This is a genomic window from Streptomyces sp. NPDC107528 (assembly GCF_055639295.1).
Genome location: NZ_JBVKAV010000001.1, coordinates 849159 through 868386, shown reverse-complemented (window position 1 = coordinate 868386; position 19228 = coordinate 849159). Strand labels below are relative to the sequence as shown.

Here is a 19228-nt window from a genome sequence, read left to right as displayed (position 1 = left end):
TCATCGTGCAGCGGATCACCCCATACGCCTCCTTCGAGGATCTGCTCAGCTCGGAGGACACCGTGCGCATCGACCCGGACGGGCCGCCCGGAGAGCTGCTCGCCAACCTCCGCAGCATCTACCCGCCGGCCAAGGAAGCCCTCGGCGTTCTCGCCCTAGCCTTCGACCACCGCCCTGCCCGGCCCGGCCGCCCCCCTGCCAATGACGCCCACGCAGTACGCGGCGACGGTCCCCCACCACACGGTGTACGGCTGCCTCTACATCCGCGACGAACACGACCGGCCGGTCCAGCTCCGTTCGGTCTGCGGCTCGAGATTCTGGCAGTTCCCGGGCGGCAATCTGGACGCCCCAGGCGAGGACCCGCTGCAGACCGCCCGGCGCGAGGCGGTCGAGGAGACGGGCCTCGAACTCGGTCTGGACACGCCGAAGCTGCTCCTGACGCACTTCCTGCACGCCGGGCCGCGCCTGCCGCTGAACAAGGTGGGGCTCATCTTCGACGGAGGCCAGCTGACCGCCGACCAGTTCGGCCGGATCCGCCTCGATCCCGCCGAGCACGACATGTGGGCCGTCCACGACCTCGCGACTTGGCAGGAGCTGATGGCGCCGCGCGCCTTCGCCCGCCTCGACGCCATCGAACGAGCCCGGCGCGGCGAGGGCCCCGCCTACCTGATCACGCACACCTGATCTCCCCAGCTCCCCCACCCAGGAGGCAACCATGCCCGCCGAGGACAGCAACACCCGGGCCTGGCAGATCTACGGCCAGCGCCAACTGGCCCGCTCCTACACCCCGCCCATCCCCGACCGGCTCGGCTGGACGCCTTGGGAAGGGATCGGACCGGGTGCAGAAGTCCTCGGTGACGTCGCCGGCCGCCGGGTCCTGGACATCGGGTCCGGAGCCGGCCACCACGCCGTCCACCTCGTCCAGGCTCACGGAGCCCGCGTCACGGCATCGAGCTGTCCCCGACCCAGCATGAACGCGCCGTCTCCGCCCACGCGGACGTTGACGGCGTGGAGTTCGTCCAGGCAGACGTGGCCGAATACCTGGCCGGAGCCAAGCCGTTCGACGCCGCGTACGCGATCGGGACGCTCGCCTTCATCGACCCGCACCGCTCGCTGCCGGCACTGCGCGACGGCCTGCGTCCGGGCGCCCCCTTGATCCTCTCGCTCCTGCACACCGACCTGCACGGCCGCGGTCCGTCCACGGAAGTAGCCCCGCGCGAGCAGATGATCCTGCTGCGCGACGACCCACCCCTGCCGACACAGATGTGGGTCCTGGCACCGCAGCTATGGGAGGACCTGCTCACCGAGTACGGCTTCCGCGTCGAGGCCATCGACCTGCTACCGCACCCCGACAAGTGCGCCATGGTCATCCAGCAGCTCATCCGCGCCCGGCGCGTCCCCGACCGGCCGGCGCGCGTCTCCAGCCGACCCCGCAGCACCAGAGCGCCGAAAGCGCACGCCGGCGTCGGCGTCGGAGCGATCCTGCTCAGTGAACAGGGCATCTTGTTGGGCCTGCACCGCCGCGGCACCCTCGAACTGCCTGGCGGCAACGTGGCGGCCGGGGAATCCTTCGAGGACGCGGTGAACCGCGAACCCACCGAGGAGAGCGGTCTGGTCGCTCGCGCCAAGGACGTGGGGCTCCTGGGCACGCTCGTCGATCACGTCGCTGGTGTCCTGCGGGTCACCGTCGGCGCGCTCGTCGACGACGCCGGCGTGGCTGCGTGCCGACCGCAAGTCGCTCAAGCTGGACTTCACGACATTGCCGACGGCGTTCGTCCCCACCGCCAAGCGCCTGTTCTACGCCCAGCTCACCCAGGACACCCCGCCCGGGGAGCAGCCGATCACCATCGCCAGCATCCGCACTTACTTCAGCTGCGTACGCCACTTCCTGCTGTGGGCCGACGCCCGCGGACGCACGCTCGCCCAGATGAGTGGCGCGGAGTTGAACGACTACCACCGTGAGCCGGTCAGCCTGCGTCTGTGCCTTACTTCCACCTACCGCTACCGGCGTGCGGTGCGGCTTCTGTGGGCCTACCGCAGCCGTCTGCCCGATCACCTCGGAGCCGATCCGCTGCGGCGGCCGTCCTGGCAGGCGTGGGCCCGCGCGAACCGGCCCTTGCCGCCGACCTGCCCGCCGCAATTCTTGCCGACTTCCTCGGCCTCCACGTCAACACGGCCGTCCGCTGGGTCACCTACGGCCGCCGAGACTGGGCCGACTACCTCGCCGCCCGCCTTACACAAGACCACGAGCAGAGTTCAGGCCGGTAACACACGCTGGAGTGCATCGACTTGTCCGCAGAGAGACCAGCGTGTACCTCATCAGGGTGCACTCTCGATACCAGGAGTTTCGAGGTCGTCCTCGACGAAGCGGAGTGCTTCTTCCGCGCGTTCGATCAGATCCAAGTAGGTGAGTACCTGAACTCGGCTCTGGTCCGTGTTGAAGGAACGGATGGTACGGGCGACCATCTGCTGAGTGACTCCAGGTACCTCCACGTGATCAGGATTCCCGATCACAACGGTCCCCCGTGTACGAAGGTAATCGTAGTCAAGGTCAAGTGTGTTGCGGTGGATTGTTTCCAGTGTCGGTCCCGCGTCATCCATTCTCTGAACGTAGTTCCTGCATTGACTCACCGCCTCGTGCACCTCGTTCGACATGATCAGGCCGTTGCGGTGCCACCTGACAAGTGCGGCGCCGGGCTTCTTGAGTTCGACGACGTGAACGCTTCGGTCAGCGCGCACGAGAAGAATGTCGTGCTGGTCGAGGGGCAACAGGTCACGTCGTTCCGAGGCTTCCGTGTACTCACCCCCGAAGATCCAGTGATTGCGTCCGATTATCCGTTGAACTGCGGCTTCCGGCGCACTCCTGTCGCTGACGACCTTCCGCAGCTCCTGCAGGAGTTCGCGGCGTTGCCTGATGACCTTTAGCTCGGCCGATCGGTGGTCCTTCTCGGTCGAGTCCAATGCGGGAACGACGCTGCCGTCTTTGCGGTACGTGACGACCTGAATCCGCACATGTTCGTCGGCGCCCGAATCAAGGGGCCCGGATTCTTCGTCGGGTCTCGCCGCCGCAATTACGTCATAGTGACCGCCGCCTGTCCAGTTCACTTCATGTGTGATGCCGCCTGAGTCGTTACCGCTGATCACTTTGTCCAGACGGTCGCGGACGACGTGCGACTCGCCGTCGACAGCGAGCCAGTGGCGGCCAGTTTTGTGCGCGACCGCAGCGGCCGTGCCTGAGTCGCCGAAGTAGTCGAACACGAGGTCACCGGGGTTGGTCGCGATCGTGAGAATCTGTTGCAGCAGTTGTTCCGGCGGCGGAGCCGGCTGGTGCATGTCATCGAGCAGTCCGCGCAGGTGCTGGCGCGCTTGGAAACTTGTCCCCATGTCGGACGGGCTCCATACCGTGGAGGGCGGCTTGTCAGGGGCCTCCGATAGATAGAGCTTCAGCGTCGGACGGCCGCTGGGCGACCATGCGATACGTCCGTCGCGATCGAGTTCCTCGAAACGCTGCTGGGTGAATCGCCAAGAACGGCGGGCAGGTGGCTGTATGGCCGTGCCGAACGGACCTACCACTTCGTAGCGCAGATTCTCACGAAGAACGGGGGAGGAGAGGTCGGCTGCTCGCCACGGCCCGCGGGGATCGTTGTCAGGGTTGCGGAAACTCGACTCTGATTCGGCTGTACGAGGGAGAGGGTTCGGCTGCCATGTCGAGGCGTCTTTCGCGAAGACAAGTAGGTAGTCGTGGCTGACCGTGAAGTGACGGGAGTTATTCCGTGCAGGCTTTGGAACGACGACTGTAGATACGAAGTTCGATCGGCCGTAGACCTTGTTCATGAGCACATGGCAGTCAGCGAACTGCCGGTCGTCGACGTGCACCCACGCAGAGCCGTCAGGGGCGAGCAGGTCGCGCACCAGACGCAGATGCACCTGCATCATGCCGAGCCAGGACGCGCGGCCAGGGGCTTCGTGGTGCTCGAACCCCCATTGCGTGTCCCACGGCGGTCGCAGATATGCCGACTTGACCCTGCCTCGATACTGGCCGGTGTCCTTCAGGGTGCGAAGTGCGTTCTCGTTGCCGCCATGGATGAGCAGGTTGTCCGCCATCTGATCAGCTTAGGGCTATGGTGCGGGGCCGGGGAGCCGAGGCCGTGCACGTACTTCGGCACCATAAGGTTACGCTCGCTCATCGGCACAAGCGGACGTTCGGGGTGGCGTGAGCCCACGGTCTCGACTAGCGCGCTGACAGATCCGCCTTGGGCGAGGATTGCGCATGGTCGGAATAACACCCCTGCACCAGTAGTCAAGCACCTGCAACGCGGCTGCTTGAGCGTCCAACGCGATCCGGACGGCCGCGTCTACCGCCACCGGCTGCGTAGTCTCGCTTTCAAGGGCGAAGACGCCCATGGAGTTCCGGCCAGCTGGATCATTACCGCCCCGGTCGCCCGGGCCGTCGCCGTCCTCGAACGCTTCCAACCAGCCGAGCAGCTCGCCGTCCAGAGTGGTGGCATCCGGCAGTTGCACAGCCCCAGCCCCCATCTCCGGGAACGCCGGAAGTATCTCGGTGCCGCGCCTGGAGCGCAGCACCACCCGGCCCATCGCCTCATGAAGGCGTTCGGGGGCACATCGCGGTGGCCGAGACGTGGACAACGGACAGCAACAAATCCTGTCCATATCCCGAAGCCTTGGACGACTTCTTCGCTCGGTTCGAACCGCCTACCGCCGATGAAGACGCAGTCACCTACAACGGTGACGTAGAGGTCATCCGCTCCGTGGTGCGATGACGCCCTCGGCCGTTCCTCCGAGCAGGGGCGCCAGGTGCTCGGCCATCACGAGCAGGGTCCGGTCCGAATAGGCCGGTCCTACGAGCTGCACACCGATCGGGAGGCCGTCGGCGCCGTGCGCAATCGGCATGACCAGGCTGGGCAGCCCGACGTGGCTGGTGAGGTTCGCCCAGCCGGTCTGGTCGAAGAAGCTCCGTTCGACGCCGCCGACCGTGAGAGAACGGCTCCCGGCCGGGATCGCCGCGGTGGGAGCGGCGGGCGTAATGAGGACGTCGTACTGACCGTCGGCGAAGAACCGGTGCCACGTCTGCTGGAGCCGGAGGCGCTCCTCGTTGGCGCGGAGCCAGGCGCGGTGTGTCTGCGTGCGGTGGCGGAGGATGGCGGCCCGTGGGCTCGCGTCGTCCGCGTGCAGGTCACGGGCCGCGGCGAGTTCGGCCTCGCCGACGGCATCGTCGGTGGCGGCCGTCGTGGTGGCGTGGAGGAGCTGCTCGAAGAGGCGGAGTGATTCGGCGAAGCCGACCGGCCCCGCAGTGCGGTGGACACTGGCGCCGGCGGAGGCGAGTGTCCCTTCCAGGGCGGCGACAGCATCGGCGATGTTGCGGTCGACGGGGCAGCTCGCGTCGTCGGCCCACACCGCCACGCGGAGCTGGCCGATCTGGCGCTGCGCCGTGGGCAGCGTGACGCTCCAAGGGTTGTTTTCGTCGGGTGACGGTGTCGTCAGTGCGGCGAGGAGCAGGTCGAGGTCGCGGGGGTGGCGGGCCAGGGGGCCGGGGGTGACCATGTCGCTGCTGGTGATCCATCCCGGCGGGCGGGGGATGTGGCCGCGGGCCGGGATGAGTCCGTGGGTGGGGCGCAGGCCGTAGACGCCGCAGTAGTGGGCAGGGAGTCGCAGGGAGCCGGCGAGGTCGCTGCCGAGGTCGGCGGGGGTCAGGTGGGCGGCGACTGCTGCGGCGGGGCCTCCGGAGGAGCCGCCGGTGGTGTGCTTGGGGTCGTGCGGGTTGAGCGTGGGGCCGAACAGGACGTTGTCGGTGTGCAGGTCCTGGCAGTACGCAGGGGTATTGGTCTTGCCCATGATGACGGCACCTTGGTGGCGGAGCCGGGCGACCGCGTCGGCGTCTCGTGCGGGGACGTGGTCGGCGAGGTCTTCGGCGCCGCTGGTGGTGCGCAGGCCGGCCGTCTCGAAGCTGTCCTTGATCGTGAGGGGAAGGCCGTTGAGGACGCCGGTGCTCTCGCTGCGGGCGCGGCGTTCGTCGGCTGCATGCGCGGCTGCTCGGGCCGCGCTGTCGTCGCGCGTGACGACGGCGTTGATCTGGCTGGCGTCTATCTGGGCGAGGTGCAGGTCAAGCAGTTCGCGGCTGGAGATCTCGCCGCGGTCCAGGGCCTGGAGCTGGACATGAGCGGGCTGGTGGGTGAGGTCGTTCGTCATGCTGGGACTCGCTCAAGGTGGGGGGCTCGTGCGGGCTGGCGGGGCAGGTGGCGCGCGACGTCGAGGAGAGCGTCGATGTCGTCCATGGGCCTGGCGGTCTGGCGTTCGGAGTCGGCGAACTCGGTGAGCTGGTCGGGCTCCGGGCGGGTGCCCGCGGCCCTGGCCGCGATTCCGGCGAGGATCTGGTCCGCCGTGACGGCCGCGGACAGATCCATTCCGTGAAGCCCTCGGGCCCGGTGACGGGCTTCGCTGGCCTCGCGGACGGCGGCATCGAGGTACTGGCGGATCACGAACCGACCGTCCCGGATCTCGACGGCTCGGCGGTAGAGCCGGATCGAGATGCGGCGGAAACGGCGCCGCTGGGCCGGGTCGACCCTGTCGATCGGCAGCTCGATCTCAGGTGCCTCGCTGTAGAAGGCCAGCCACAGGGGGCGCAGGCCGTAGTAGCTGCGGTACTGCTTGATCCGGTACCGGACGCTCTGGGCCTGGTCGCTGATCGTGGGCACGAGCCAGCCGATCAGCGTGAGCATGGCGCCGACATCGCCGCAGGTCCAGGCAAAGCCTTCCCATTCCGCGAGGGAGGTGTCGAAGGCGCCGGCGATCACGTTGCCGATGCGGACGGCGCTGTATCCGAGGGTGACGGTCGCGCCGAGGGCGACGATGCGCAGACCGACGCGGACGGACCCGCGAGTGCTGCGGCGGGCCAGGCGCCAGCAGGCGCGGGCGAGGAAGACTTCGCCGATGGTGTAGGCCGTGACGTACAGGGTGAGGTACGCGGCGTACCAGTCGTCGTGCGCGTAGTAGAGCGTGAAGTCGATCGGGTGCGGCGCGTTGGGCGTCAGCAGGGCGAACAGCACCAGCAGCCCGGCGATCACCGCGAAGCCGGCCCAGAGCCAGCGGCGACTAAGCAGGCGGGCTACCTCGGGCGGGGATCCCCAGTAGGTGAGGACCACCTGTTGGCAGGCCAGGAGCGCGGCCACGCAGCCCTGCGCGAGGGGCGCGGATATGTTGACGGTGCCGAGCACGCGGTCGAGGTAGTTCCACATCGGCGTGATGGAGAACAGGAACGAGAGCCCTGACAGCAGGGGCGGAGGCGGGGTCGCGGCGCCGGGTGGGCACGTCCCGCAGGAGGCAGAGGAAGCCGAGCATCGCGACGACGAGGCTGATCGGGTGGAGCAGGTCCTTCACGGCCGGGCCTCCCGTCGGCGCAGCAGCGTGTGCGTCACCCGATCCTGCACTTCGTCCCCGGAGGGCTCGTCGCTGCGCAACCACCGGTCGATTATGCGGCGCTGGAGCAGCGATGCTAGGAGTTCGGTGTCTCGCTCCTCGTCCTCGTCGTACTTGGTGCGCCCCAACATCATCTGCACGGTGGCCGGGTCCACGCTGGTGATAAAGGCCGGAGCCAGCGCGGAGACCGGTCGGTTCTCGTGGTGGCCGAGCAGTAGGTGGCTGAACTCGTGGGCGATGATGTGATCCTGGTGCAGGACACTGGTCCACGGGTCGTAGAAAACGTGGACGGCACTCTCTGTAACGGCACATGCCCCGCACACCGAGGGCGCCTGCTCCCGGGGCTCTAGGACCACCGTCCGTCCCGTGCGGCGAGAGACCTCGTCGCTGAGGTCGCGGATGTTGGTGACGTGCGGGAGCTTCAGCTCGGCCAAGAGGTCAGGCCGGCGCAGCCTACGTGCAGACCACATTGCTTTCCTTGATCATTTACTGAACTACGGCCGTTTACGCGCCAGTTGAGGGCGGCAACCCCTCGGATTTTCGCACGCTCTCAACGATCCCCAGGACGGCATCCTTTCCGTCTGCGGAGACGTCGGATAGGCGAAGAAGAACGTTCTTGATCTTCGCGTCGCGAAGCAGCGCGAGCAACTCAAGTTCCTGCACGGTCTTTTCGGCGACGGCATCGTCGAACCAATAGGCGGGATCCACGCCGAAGAACCCTGCGAGCGCTTCGAGATGACGCTTCGTCGGGTTATCGCGCTGCCCGGTCCGCAAGAGCCACAGGTACTGCCCCGACAGCTTGCCCAGCCCTCGCTTCTCCATCAGTTCGGCCACTTCAGCGTTGCTGTAAGGGCCGCGATCAGGCGGGTGCACAGTGTCGAACAGGCGGTTTAGACGATCCATGAGCCCCTTGGGGCTCACCTGACCTTCGGCCACTCTTTCATGATCCTTTCCAGGACGGGTTCGTCGTAACTTCAGCCACCCTACCCCGCCATAAACACCAGTTTGACGCGCCGATCACCCGTGTGGAAAGTTCTTCTTCACCAGCACGTTTCCGTGTGGCGCGTACCGCCTGTTTCAGGTCGACCTGTCCGTTTCTGCCGGCTGGAGTACGCCGGGCGACGTGGTGCAAGCCACATTCACCCAGCCACATACGTCACGTCTGGCAGGCCGTATTTGATCTTCGATCGGAAAGCGCGGAGGCGACCGTGGAAACTCCTCATCCACATCGCTTTTCCGCTGCCGGGAATACCAGACTCCCGCTCCAACTCGGGCACAATGGCAGGCTCTTGACGTACGAGGCAACCGCGGCAACGGTGCACTTCGACGCGAGGGCGGACCCCGCCAGGCTCTCTGCGGACGGCTGCGGCACGCGAAGGTTCGGTGACTCTCTGCAACCAGTACAGAGTTTAAGACCAAGTCTGGATCTTGACACCGGTCCGTGCGTATGTTCGTCGTCCCCGGGCAGCCCGCCTGCGGCGACGAACGTGAGGAGACCGCGAGCACGGACCGGACCGCGAAGGTCCGCAAACAGCGACGGCGCCCGAGAGCGGTAACTCACGGACGCCGAACGCTAAGCGGCATACCCGCCCCGGCAAGGGCGGAGAGTGCCCACCATCACCACGCTGAGTCCTTCCGAGGGGCGCGTCAGCGTGGCAACACTGCAAAGGGGAGTATCGCATGCCTCCTGCCCTGCGTAAAAGGCCCTTCCGCCTGGCCTGCGCGGCAGCCACTACCGCCTCGGCGCCTCAGCGCCCCGAGCCGGACCGCACCACCCTGGCCCCGGCGGCCAGCCGGACCCGCCCGCTCGTCTGGAGCGGCCGATGAGCAGCGAAGCCCGCGAGTGGGTGTGGGAGCACAGCTCCAGCCGAGGGGCCGCGCGCCTGGTCCTGCTGTCGATCGCCGACCGGGTGGCCGACGAGCAGTGCATCTCCTGGGCCTCGCTGTCCAGCCTGGCCAAGCGCACCCGCGCCTCGGTCTCCACGGTGCGCGAAGCCATCGAGCGCCTGCTCCTGGCCGGCGAGCTGGAACAGCTCGATGACCTCGTGGGTCCGCAGCGCAGCACGGTCTACCGCATGCCTCTCGCCGCCGAAGTGGTCGCCCAGGCCCAGCGAGAGCAGCAGGAGCAGGAAGACAGCGACACAGCAGCAGACGAGCCCGCGGGCCCCGCGAAGCTTCGGCTCTCGGCTCTGCGGCGGTACGGAATCCGCCCGCGTGAGGTGCCGGAATCCCCCGCGAGGGTCCGGAATCCGGCAGTACCGGAAACCGGCAGGTCGAGGCGGAAACCGGCACAGCGACGTACCGGCCACCGGCACAGCGATGTACCGGCTACCGGCACACAGAACCGTAGTGAACCTGATTTGAACCGGAGGTACAGCAGTAGTGGTGCTGCCGTCCTCCCGGCTGCCGAGTGGCAGGTCGACTCCGCTACCCACACTTGGGCCCGCCAGCAGGGACACCTCGATCGCCTCGGCGAGCAGGGCCTGCGGGCCGCCGACGCGAAGTGGCGTGTACACCGGGCGGGCCATGCCCCGAGGGCGGCGGAAGCCTGGGCTGCCGACTGGCGCGCCTGGGTCGCCCGGGAGCACGCTCCCAGCCGACCGAACCTCTACGCCGTGCCCGGCAAGAACACCGCCGTACCGGGGGGCATGACGCGGACGGAGGCCCACACCGCCGCCCTGCTTGCCGCCCTCGACGAGCCGACCGGAACGGAGGGCTGACCGTGGATCGCCGCGAAATCGCAGCCCTGCTGGCCTACATCGGCCGACTCGACCCCCGCACCATCCGCACCGACCAAGGCGAGGCGCGCGACCAGCTCGCCCAGTGGCACGAGCTGCTCGGCGACGTGCCGATGGCCACCCCGCACGGCTGGGACGTCCGCGTCGCCGCCCGCCAGCACATCCGCACCTCGCCGTACCAGATCCTGCCCGCGGACGTGGCCCGCCCCTGGGAGAGCTACCGACGCGACCGCCTGGCGAGGCACTCCGATCCCACGCCGTCCGTCGACCCGGACGACCAGGCCGCCTGGACCGCAGAGCTGGCCGGCACCCGCCGCGCCGTCGCCGCCGGCACGGCCCAGCCCGCGCAGGCCCGAGCAATCACCAGCGGTCGCGACGGAGTCGACCCGAAGCTGGAGGCGCGGCTGCGGGAGATCGGCTCCTGCATACCGCCCGCCGCCCGAGCAGCCCTCGCGCCCTACCGACCCGCCCGCGCAGCCCGTGAGGCCGCTGTCGCGCAGGGAATGCCCGATGCCCTGAGCGTGCGGTGCGAGTGGTGCCTGGCCCAGCCCGGCGAACCATGCCGCCGCCGAAGGATCGGCCCCGACGGCGGAGCCCGCGGAACCGCCCCGCGCGCCACCCCGCACCCCGGCCGCCTCGACCTCGCCACCGCCCAGCAGGCCCAGCACACCGAGCAGGCCCAGCAGCCCGCCCTGGCCTGACCGGCGCACCCGGCGCGTGCATCCCGTCCGCTGCACCGCCACCCGACACGTCCCGCACCGGCTGCGACGCACGCCCCGCGCCGCAGCCGGCACCCGACGCCGCACCCGCCGAGCACCGCCCTAGCCGGCCGCCGCGGCAGCACATCGGAGACCCGCCTTGCGCCACATCACCACCCACGACGCGCCAGCCACCGGCCTGCGCGGCATCGCAGACACCAGCTGGCACACCCGCGCAGCGTGCCACGGCATGGACGTCGAAGACGCCGACGCCGTGTTCTTCCCCGGGCCCCGGGACCACGAGGAGATCGCGGAGGCGAAGGAGCTGTGCGGCTGGTGCCCCGTACGCCGCGAGTGCCTGGACTTCGCCCTGGAGAACGTCCTCAAGGAGGGCGTCTGGGGCGGCCTCACCGAAGCCGAGCGGCGCCCGCTGCACGACGGACTGCACCAGCGCCTGGACTACCGGCGCGTGACCGCCTTCTTCCAGGGACGCGACGTGCACCTGACCGAGGCCGAGCGGCAGGTCGTCATCGACCACGCCTACGTCCGGGGCTGGCAGCCCGACCGGCTCGCCGCCGCCCTGCAGATCAGCCACAAGCACGCCCGAGACCTGCTCCGGCAAGCCGCCAACAAGGTCCTCGACCGCGACCGTAACTACGGCGTGCCCCGCCCCAAGAAGAAGCGGAAGAGGACCTCCAAGACCAAGGGCACCCCCGCGCCCGCAGCTCCCGGCACGCAGCAGCCGGCAGGCCGCCCGGCAGCGTCGCCCCCGACGCACGCCCCTCTCGGAAAGGCAGCATGACCCACCCCCTCCTCGCCTTCGGTGCTACTTCGGACCTCCCTCTCCTCCTCGCCGCCGTCGTGCCCGCCACCCTCGCGCTCGTGCTGACCGCCTGGACCATCCGGCGCCGGGGATCTCGCTCGCAGAAACGTCTCGGCGGCCCGGCGGTCAAGGTCGCCGCCGTCGCCGCCCTCGGCTGCACCGCCTACAGCGCCGACACCTCGTGGCGGTTCGCCGCCGACTACCTCGACATGGCCGGCGCCACCGAGCGCGCCGGCATGTTCGCCGCCGCCGAGCTCGCCCTGTTCGCCACCGCGCTGATGGCACGGCAGAACCTCGCCGTCCAGGGCGCCCCCGGCCTGCCGGGCATGCTGGTCTGGGTGATCACCACGGTGCAGGTGATCCCCGCCTACGCAGAGAGCGGCCCCATCGGCGGCACGGTCCGCGCCTTCGTCGGACCAGTCATGGCGGCGATGCTGTGGCACCTGGCCATGGGCATCGAACTGCGCCTGCGCACACCCGGCGCCGCCTCAAAAGGACTGATCGCCGTCCTGGGCCGGGAGGCACGTGAGCGTCTCCTGTCCCGCCTCGGCATCGCCGCGCGAGACCGCGACGCCGCACAGATCACCCGGGACCGGGCCACCGCCCGTGCGGTCGCCCTCGCCGCCCGCCTCGCCGAGCGCACACCCGAGCAGCAGCGGAACCGTCGAGGCCGGCGGCTGACCCGACGCCTGTCGAAGGCGGTCGGCAGGGCTTCGGTCGGCACTGACCCCCTCCAGCGAGCACAGCTGCTCGACCAGCTCGCCGCCCGGCGACACGCGCTCGCGCTCGCCACGGTCCCGCTCCCTTCTCCCTGGTCCCCGGCGCACAGCAGCGCATCGGCGGCCACGGTCCCCGCACAGCCGACATCGAATGTGCCGGTCCCCGTCCCCGGCCCCGACAGTTCCGACGAGCCGGTCCCGGACCGAGGACTGAGGACTCCTCGGGGACCGGTCCCGGAGGAGGCGGACCCTGAAGCCAAGGTCGGCGCGGGGACCAAGGGCGACGAAACGGGAACGACCGCGGGGACCAAGCCCCCTGAAGACGGCGCGGTCCCGGGGACCGGTCCCGCCGATCCAGAAGCCGCAGCCCGGGTCTCAGCGGCCACGAGGACCGACCGCAACGCGCGAGAAGTAGCAGCTCAGGACCCAGATTCTCATCGGGGACCGAGCCTCGCGAAGTCGGGGACCGAGAGCACCGAGGACCGAGGACCGACCGCCACCGAGTCCGGGACCGAGACCACCCAGGACCGAGGACACAAGGTCCCACTCCGTCGGAAGCCGGCCAGGAAGTCCCGGACGAAGAACAAGGACAACCGTGCCCGGTCCCGCTCTCCGCAGACGGAGCGCCCGGCACGCGAGCTGGGCGAGCCCGAGCGCCAGCTTGTCCACGAGGTACGCCCCCATGTTCCCGCCCTGCTCGAACGGGACGGCAACGGAGCAATCACCCGGGTGCAGCTGCGCGAAATCATCCGCCGCCAGGGCCTGACGGGTGTCGGGAACGACCGACTCGGCCTCGTCCTCCAGGAGCTGCGGAACGAGGACATCACGACGACGAGGAGCACCGCCCGATGAAGACCTGCCACCAGTTCGACACCGTCCGCGCGGAGTACGAGCGAGAGATCGGGTTCATGCTCGCTCACTCCGAGCGGCACGCGGGCAGGCCGGCGGCGAAGTCCAGCGCGAAGCAAGCTGCCTCGGCGAAACAGCGGATGGCTCGCGCGCTCAACAGCCACGTCGGGCGCTGCCCCGAGTGCGGCTGAACCGGCAAAGCCCCAGTTCAAAGCCCGTGCCCGCAAAGGTGGCCCGGCTCCGTGCCGGGCCACCGCCCCGCTTAGGAGGTACGCCGTGATTCCGCGTCCCCCTCGTTCTTCCGAGCCCACCGTCGCCGAGGCCGATGCCTGGGCGGACGTCCTGGTCCGCCGGCAACTCCTACACGCCGTCGTCCTCACGCCGACCGGGCAGTGGCTCGTCCAGGACCGCCCCGACGGGCCGGTCCGCGTCCTTGCCAGCCCAGCCGATGTCCTCGCGCTGGCCGCAACCATCCAGCAGCGCACCCGCTCTACGAGGCCCGAATCCTGATGACGAACGCACGCAAGAACGGCACCACCCCGGAACCTGATCCCGACTCCAACTCGGTCTCGGGGCGAGCAAGTTGGGGCGGAAGCGTAGCTTCCGCCGAACCCGCCCCCTCGGGGGCGGGAGAGGACCTGCACCGGGGGGCGCAGGTCCTTGAGGCTTCGACCGGGGGCGGATCGAAGCCAGGGCAGGAGGAGAAGCAGACTGAACCGCGTGTACGCCGACAGCGCGCTCCTCGCGCCCGCCAGCGTCCGCGCCAGTCGCCCGAGAAGAAGCGCCTCCACCAGCCCAACACACGTTTCAATGATGATGAGTTCGCCATGATCAAGTCCGCCGCCGCCCAGTGCAATCTGTCCGTCGCCGGGTTCCTCGCCCGCTCCGCGCTCGCCGCCGCCCGCGACCTCAACCGCACCAGCGCCGAGATCGCCGACGAACGCGAAGTCATCACAGCCCTGTTCGACAGCCGACGTCGGCTCGGCTGGGCCGGCAGTAATCTCAACCAGGCAGTCAAGGCGCTCAACTCCGGTGCAGACGTTCCTCAACTCGAAGCGGCCGTCGCCGCCGTACGGCGTGCCGCCGACACCGCCCACGAAGCCGCCACACGGCTGATCGGGCACCACGGCTCATGATCCCCAGCGTCAACCCGTCCGGGTCGGACACCAGAGGTCTCCTCTACTACCTCTACGAGACCGGCAAGTACGAGGATCACACCGACCCCCATCTCGTCGCCTCCTTCGACGGCATGTCCCCCGACCCCGGACGCCACCCGAGCGCCACCCTCACAGACCTCCAGCAGCTCCTCGACCAACCCGTGATGGCCCTCGCCAAGCACGCCCGCCCGGCCAAGCACGTGTGGCACACCTCCGTACGCGCCGACCCCGGCGACCGGATCCTGTCCGACGAGGAGTGGGCCGACATCGCCCGCCGCATCGTCGCCGCCACCGGCATCGACCCCGGCGACGGACAGCCCGGCTGCCGTTGGGCCGCCGTACGCCACGCCGACGACCACATCCACATCGTCGCCACCCTCGTCACCGAGGACGGCCACCGCCCCGACGACTTCCGCTCCGGCGCCCGCGCCCAGGCAGAAGCCCGGCTCATCGAGAAGGAACTCGGCCTCCACCAGGTCGCCCCCGGTGACGGCACCGCAGCCCAACGGCCCACCAGCGCCGAACGCCACAAAGCCGAGCGGCAGGGTCGCGAGCGCACCGCCCGCGAGGAACTGCGCGAAACCGTACGACGGGCGGTGGCCGGCGCGAGGAGCGACGAGGAGTTCTTCGACCGGCTCGCCACCGCCGGCCTCCTGATCCGCAAGCGCGCCGCTCCCTCTGGCGACCTCCTCGGGTACAAGGTCGCCCTGCCCGATGACCTGAACAAGGACGGCGAGCCGGTGTTCTACCCCGGCGCGCGCCTGGCCCCCGACCTGTCGCTGCCCCGCATCCGCGAGCGCTGGGCCGGTGACGCGCAGGACGTTCCGGCTGCCCGGCAGGAGGATGCGATCCGTACGGAGCCGGGCAGTCCGGCCGCCGCACGCCGCGGGGCAGCCTCGGCAGTGTGGCAGGCCGTGCTCGTCGTCGAGCACGGCGAGGACGCGGTCGCCGCCGCCCACATCGCAGCGGCCGGCGAGGTCCTGGATGCCCTCGCGAAGACCTCCGCCGCCCACACCCGCCGCGAACTGCGCGACGCTGCAACGGCTTTCGAACGGGCCTCGCGCTCCCACGTCCGCGCCGTGCGCGGGCACGATCGAGCCCTGCGGCAGGCCGCCCGCGACCTCGTCCATAGCGGCCCGGCCCTCGGCCGCGGCGAGGACGGAGCCACCACGGCCATGGCTATCGACATGCTGTTCTTCCTCATCACCGCCGCCGCGCACTGGCACGCCAGGAAGGGGCACGCCCAGCAGGCCGAGGCCGCTACCCGGGCCGCCGCGCACCTGCGCACCGCCTACCAGGCCGCCGCCGCCCAGCCCCTAGGCGTGCTCTACCAGCGCGGCCGACGCCTGAGCCGACCGATGCTCCAGCGGCAGACCGTGCTGCTGCGCGAGGCACTGCCGGAGCTGGCCGAGCAGATCCTCGCCGTACCCGGCTGGTACGCCCTGGCGGCGACCATCGCGGAAGCCGAAGCCGCCGGACACGACGCGGCCGTCCTTCTGTCCGACGTTGCCGGCCGCCGCGAACTCGGCACCGCGGACTCCGTCAGCGACGTGCTCGTGTGGCGGATGCGGCGGACCGCCGATCTGCCCGCCGACGCCTCCCACCTGCCCGAGACCAGCACCGCAGGGCGCCGGTCCGCAACGCGCGGGACGACCACCAGGCCCTCCGCGCCCGGCAGGCAGCGCAGCGGAGAGGACACATCACGTAAGACCCTGTGAGCCCGCCGGGTGCCTGCACGCGGACTCAGTGCATCACCGAGAGGAGGGACAGCGCCACCGCTTCGCCCGCAATCCAGAGCATGGTCGTGCGCCACATCGAACCTCGGTGGCGACCAGGTCCGATGTGGGGGCTGTCGGCATCCGTGCACCCGCAGGACGGAGGGCATGGCGCAGGTGGGGCGAGTCGAGCCAGTAGGCGTCGCGAAGTTGAGCGGTCGAGGGAGACGATGGCGTGTGATCGGGCACACCCTGGCATGGCCACCCTGGCGCATGGAGACACGCATCGTGGCCAACTCATCCTCTGGGCAGCCGAGAAGCCGAATACCTCTGCTGACCTGGCCGGAGGTGACTGTGGACTTTGTGAATTGAAACCGCCGGGGGCGTGGGGCACGATCATGAAACGCGCAGGACGAGGTGCTGAGGTAGAGGAGGACGCCGAGGTGTTTCACCGGATACGCCGCAGGGCCAAGGAGCCGAGCGAAGCTCAGAGACAGTTCGCCGAGCTGTACGTGCAGCTGCAGGGCCAAGTCCCGCCCGGCTTCGGAGTGCCGGCGCCTGAGCCGGAGTCCGCCGAGCCAGCCGCCATCGTGGACGACTTCCTCCCGCCGGAACTGCGCGTGCCGAGCCACGACCAGGTCGACGGCAAGATGATGCCGTGGAAGCAGCCCCTCGTTCTCGAAGGCGAGATGGCCGCCTGCACCGAGTGCGGCGCATACCGGGACTGGCTCATCCTCTCCACCCGTGGCGAGATCTGGCTGCGCTGCCGGGCAGGCCACCAGCAGCAGGAGACCCGCATCGACACCGCCTGGTACAACCGGCACTCCGGACCGGCGGACGCGACGCACGCCACGTTCGAGGACTGCCTGCGCCACCTCGGGCACTGACCACCACTCCTACGACCCCACCGGGCCTGCGGGCCCGCACTGACCACCCGTCGCCTAGCACCAAGGGGTCAGTTCCGTCATGCGCGTTCGCGTCGCCACCACCGCACTCGGCATCACCGCCGCCCTCCTCGCCCTGCCCGCCTGCGCCACCGACACCACCGGGGCCAAGCACCAGACCCCCTCCTTCCGTACGGGAAAGCCGGCCGACGCCGTCCAGAAGCCGACCGCGCTCTCCTCGGCCGCACTCGAGTCCCGCCTGCTCGACCCGCGCGACCTCGGCAACGGCTACCTTCCCAAGCCGGAGCGTCCGGCCCAGCACGACGACGTCAGCGTCATCGGCTGCCCGGCCCTGAGCGAGCTGGGGGGCGACGCGGCGACTGGCGGCACGCTCGCCTTCCCGCACAAGGCGAAGGCGGACTTCACCTATGGCGGCAGCTCCTCGGAGATCGCCGAGGAGCTGTACAGCGACAGCGTGAAGAAGCTCTCCGACGGCATCGACCGGATCTTCGACGCCATGACCGGCTGCCCGACCTATCAAGTCGTCGCGGGCGGCACCCCAGTCGACGTGACCTCGCAGAAGTTGCCCGCACCCCACGTCGGCGGTGACGAGCAGTGGAGCCAGCTCCTGACGTTCATCGCCGGGGGACGGAGCACTGTGGTCAAGCAGACCGCGATCCGCGACGGCAACCTGCTGCTGGTCGTCTCTGGCTCCCCGGCCCTGGTCGACCGCCACCTCGACAAGGCTCTCGCCAAGGCCACGGCAACGAGCTGACCTGCGTGCTCGTCACGCTGCTGCCTCCGACCACCGCAGGTCGGGGGCAGCAGTGCGTTACTGGCTGACGCGTTGAGCGGCGCGAGCGGCTTGACCTGGTACCCAGGCTCGGACCTGGCCGGGCTGGACGTAGAGCACGTTCGGGTTATGACTGTGCGGCCCATAGCCGCCGCAGGCGTTCACGAGCAGGTACGCGCCTGCGGGAACGTGCCAGTTCCAGAACCAGGCGTCCTGCTGCCGCCCGGTGTCGCACCAGGTCACGACAGCTTTGGAGCCAGGGCGGCCGTGCTGGTAGACCCGCGTCACCTGGAGGAGTTGCCCCTGCCCGGAGCTTCGGTGCTGCTGAAATGCCTACCACTGCGCCGCGATGGCAGCCGTGCGGTTGCAGCGTGAACGGACCGTCAACGCGATCGTCACGGCGACGATGAGAGCGATGACCATTAGGGCGCCGGGGCTGGGGTGCATTGCCGCATCCTGCTTCGTTCCATCAACAGGCGGCAATTCTTCCTGGCATCGAAGACCGAACGGCCACTTCACCCGCGAAGCAAGAAAGTCCGGCACCCCCAACTGGGAGGGTGCCGGACTGCGATCGTCGAGAGTTGTGCGCGGGACGTTAGATGGCCGGCGCGCGCAGGAGGCGCTCCTGGGTGGCCTCGGGCAGTACCCGCCGCAGGACCGGTGCGGTCGAGCTGAGGGAGGCGGCGAAGGCGGCGACGAGATCGTGCGGGACGCTGGCGGCGAACGATGCCGCCCACAGACACGGTGCGCCGAGCGCGGGCTCGGCCCACGCCTGCCATCCGGCCGGTCCCGTCTCGTCGTCCTCGGCGGACAGGGCCTGCGGGTCGGCGTCCTGGATGAGGGGCGGGACGTCGCCGAGGCTGATGTGCGAGGTGAACGTCGGGTCCGTCGCCGCCGCCTGGGGTTGGTCGATGTCGCGGAACCATCCGTGGGTGGCGACTGCGTCAAGGACCAGCTCGGATCCGGCGAGCGGCACGGCAGGCTGGTCGCTTGCGTCGAGCGCGACGAGGAAGTCGACCACCGCCTCGCCGGGGACGTCACGGGTGAAGTAGGCCGACCACTGGGCGAGCGGGCTGCTCGCCTCGGCTCGGGCGGAGATCTGCCAGGCGATCGGTAGCTCGCCCAGGTGGAACGGCTCGTCCGCCAGGCCCCACTGGGCCCAGCGCAAGGCGTCGGGACTGACGTGCAGGACGGTGCTGCGCAGGACCTGGCGGTCCTCCGGTGCCTCGTCCGGCTCGTGCCGTCCGCGGACGATCGTCAGGCTCGTCCAACCCAGGCCGGCGAGCGCGTCGGCGACGACGTCGTAGAGGCATCCATCGTCACCGGCCAGGTGCCGGGGACCTACCCAGAACGCGGGCTGGCCGCTGTGCGGGGTGGACGAGTCGGGCGGGAAGTCGGGGTACAGGGGCGCCTCCAAG

Annotated in this window: 19 protein-coding genes; 13 read left to right on the top strand and 6 right to left on the bottom strand. The window is 69.6% G+C overall.

The features are described from left to right. The first annotated feature begins 201 nt into the window (after positions 1 to 201). From ACZ7L5_RS04180 to ACZ7L5_RS04170, 3 genes are all read left to right on the top strand, one after another. Positions 202 to 684: an NUDIX domain-containing protein gene (locus ACZ7L5_RS04180; protein WP_471514204.1), complete on the top strand. Its 483-nt coding sequence runs from the start codon at positions 202 to 204 to the stop codon at positions 682 to 684. Between the two features lie 324 nt (positions 685 to 1008). Next, complete coding sequence (locus ACZ7L5_RS04175) at positions 1009 to 1962, top strand: NUDIX domain-containing protein (protein ID WP_471514202.1); 954 nt, start codon at positions 1009 to 1011, stop codon at positions 1960 to 1962. Between the two features lie 132 nt (positions 1963 to 2094). Next, positions 2095 to 2268 (top strand): hypothetical protein, encoded by a 174-nt coding sequence (locus tag ACZ7L5_RS04170; protein WP_471514200.1) that lies wholly within the window; start codon positions 2095 to 2097, stop codon positions 2266 to 2268. A 51-nt stretch (positions 2269 to 2319) separates the two neighbouring features. Here ACZ7L5_RS04170 and ACZ7L5_RS04165 read toward each other — a convergent pair whose 3' ends face one another. The 5 genes from ACZ7L5_RS04165 to ACZ7L5_RS04145 all read right to left on the bottom strand — a co-directional run bounded on the left by ACZ7L5_RS04165 (position 2320) and on the right by ACZ7L5_RS04145 (position 8370). Beyond that, positions 2320 to 4104: a Shedu anti-phage system protein SduA domain-containing protein gene (locus tag ACZ7L5_RS04165; protein WP_471514198.1), complete on the bottom strand. Its 1785-nt coding sequence runs from the start codon at positions 4102 to 4104 to the stop codon at positions 2320 to 2322. A gap of 654 nt (positions 4105 to 4758) precedes the next feature. Then, the gene (locus ACZ7L5_RS04160) at positions 4759 to 6207 is read right to left on the bottom strand and encodes an amidase family protein (RefSeq protein ID WP_471514196.1); all 1449 of its coding nucleotides are present in this window, start codon (positions 6205 to 6207) and stop codon (positions 4759 to 4761) included. Continuing rightward, the gene (locus ACZ7L5_RS04155; protein WP_471514194.1) at positions 6204 to 7253 is read right to left on the bottom strand and encodes an MAB_1171c family putative transporter; all 1050 of its coding nucleotides are present in this window, start codon (positions 7251 to 7253) and stop codon (positions 6204 to 6206) included. Before ACZ7L5_RS04155 ends, ACZ7L5_RS04160 begins: the two co-directional genes overlap by 4 nt. 138 nt (positions 7254 to 7391) lie before the next feature. After that, entirely contained in the window at positions 7392 to 7904 is a 513-nt protein-coding gene (locus tag ACZ7L5_RS04150; protein WP_246040957.1) for a hypothetical protein, read from the bottom strand. Between the two features lie 34 nt (positions 7905 to 7938). Next, entirely contained in the window at positions 7939 to 8370 is a 432-nt protein-coding gene (locus tag ACZ7L5_RS04145) for an XRE family transcriptional regulator (protein WP_245237322.1), read from the bottom strand. 887 nt (positions 8371 to 9257) lie between these two features. Between ACZ7L5_RS04145 and ACZ7L5_RS04140 the strand changes: the two genes are divergently transcribed. The 10 genes from ACZ7L5_RS04140 (at position 9258) to ACZ7L5_RS04095 (ending at position 17792) form a co-directional block, all read left to right on the top strand. Further along, on the top strand, positions 9258 to 10154 hold the full coding sequence (locus tag ACZ7L5_RS04140) for a helix-turn-helix domain-containing protein (RefSeq protein WP_471514192.1): 897 nt from the start codon (positions 9258 to 9260) through the stop codon (positions 10152 to 10154). 2 nt (positions 10155 to 10156) lie between these two features. Next, a complete protein-coding gene (locus tag ACZ7L5_RS04135; RefSeq protein WP_405795058.1) occupies positions 10157 to 10873 on the top strand; it encodes a zinc finger domain-containing protein in 717 nt (238 codons plus the stop codon). Positions 10874 to 11030: 157 nt separating this feature from the next. Beyond that, the gene (locus ACZ7L5_RS04130) at positions 11031 to 11672 is read left to right on the top strand and encodes a WhiB family transcriptional regulator (RefSeq protein ID WP_334450656.1); all 642 of its coding nucleotides are present in this window, start codon (positions 11031 to 11033) and stop codon (positions 11670 to 11672) included. Then, positions 11669 to 13264 carry a hypothetical protein gene (locus ACZ7L5_RS04125; RefSeq protein ID WP_471514190.1) on the top strand — a complete coding sequence of 532 codons (1596 nt, stop codon included), beginning with the start codon at positions 11669 to 11671 and terminating at the stop codon, positions 13262 to 13264. Before ACZ7L5_RS04130 ends, ACZ7L5_RS04125 begins: the two co-directional genes overlap by 4 nt. Then, positions 13261 to 13452, top strand: a complete 192-nt coding sequence (locus ACZ7L5_RS04120; RefSeq protein WP_057608355.1) for a hypothetical protein — start codon at positions 13261 to 13263, stop codon at positions 13450 to 13452. Before ACZ7L5_RS04125 ends, ACZ7L5_RS04120 begins: the two co-directional genes overlap by 4 nt. Before the next feature lie 85 nt (positions 13453 to 13537). Further along, positions 13538 to 13771, top strand: coding sequence for a hypothetical protein (locus ACZ7L5_RS04115; RefSeq protein ID WP_112438305.1), 234 nt, complete (start codon positions 13538 to 13540; stop codon positions 13769 to 13771). 317 nt (positions 13772 to 14088) lie between these two features. Continuing rightward, entirely contained in the window at positions 14089 to 14397 is a 309-nt protein-coding gene (locus ACZ7L5_RS04110) for a mobilization protein (RefSeq protein ID WP_112438306.1), read from the top strand. Beyond that, positions 14394 to 16136, top strand: a complete 1743-nt coding sequence (locus tag ACZ7L5_RS04105; RefSeq protein ID WP_471514188.1) for a relaxase/mobilization nuclease domain-containing protein — start codon at positions 14394 to 14396, stop codon at positions 16134 to 16136. Before ACZ7L5_RS04110 ends, ACZ7L5_RS04105 begins: the two co-directional genes overlap by 4 nt. A gap of 395 nt (positions 16137 to 16531) precedes the next feature. Continuing rightward, complete coding sequence (locus ACZ7L5_RS04100) at positions 16532 to 17020, top strand: hypothetical protein (protein ID WP_112438308.1); 489 nt, start codon at positions 16532 to 16534, stop codon at positions 17018 to 17020. Between the two features lie 79 nt (positions 17021 to 17099). Further along, complete coding sequence (locus tag ACZ7L5_RS04095; RefSeq protein ID WP_471514186.1) at positions 17100 to 17792, top strand: hypothetical protein; 693 nt, start codon at positions 17100 to 17102, stop codon at positions 17790 to 17792. 613 nt (positions 17793 to 18405) lie between these two features. Here the strand turns inward: ACZ7L5_RS04095 and ACZ7L5_RS04090 are convergent. Beyond that, the gene (locus tag ACZ7L5_RS04090) at positions 18406 to 19227 is read right to left on the bottom strand and encodes an SPDY domain-containing protein (RefSeq protein WP_112438310.1); all 822 of its coding nucleotides are present in this window, start codon (positions 19225 to 19227) and stop codon (positions 18406 to 18408) included. Position 19228 lies beyond the last annotated feature (1 nt).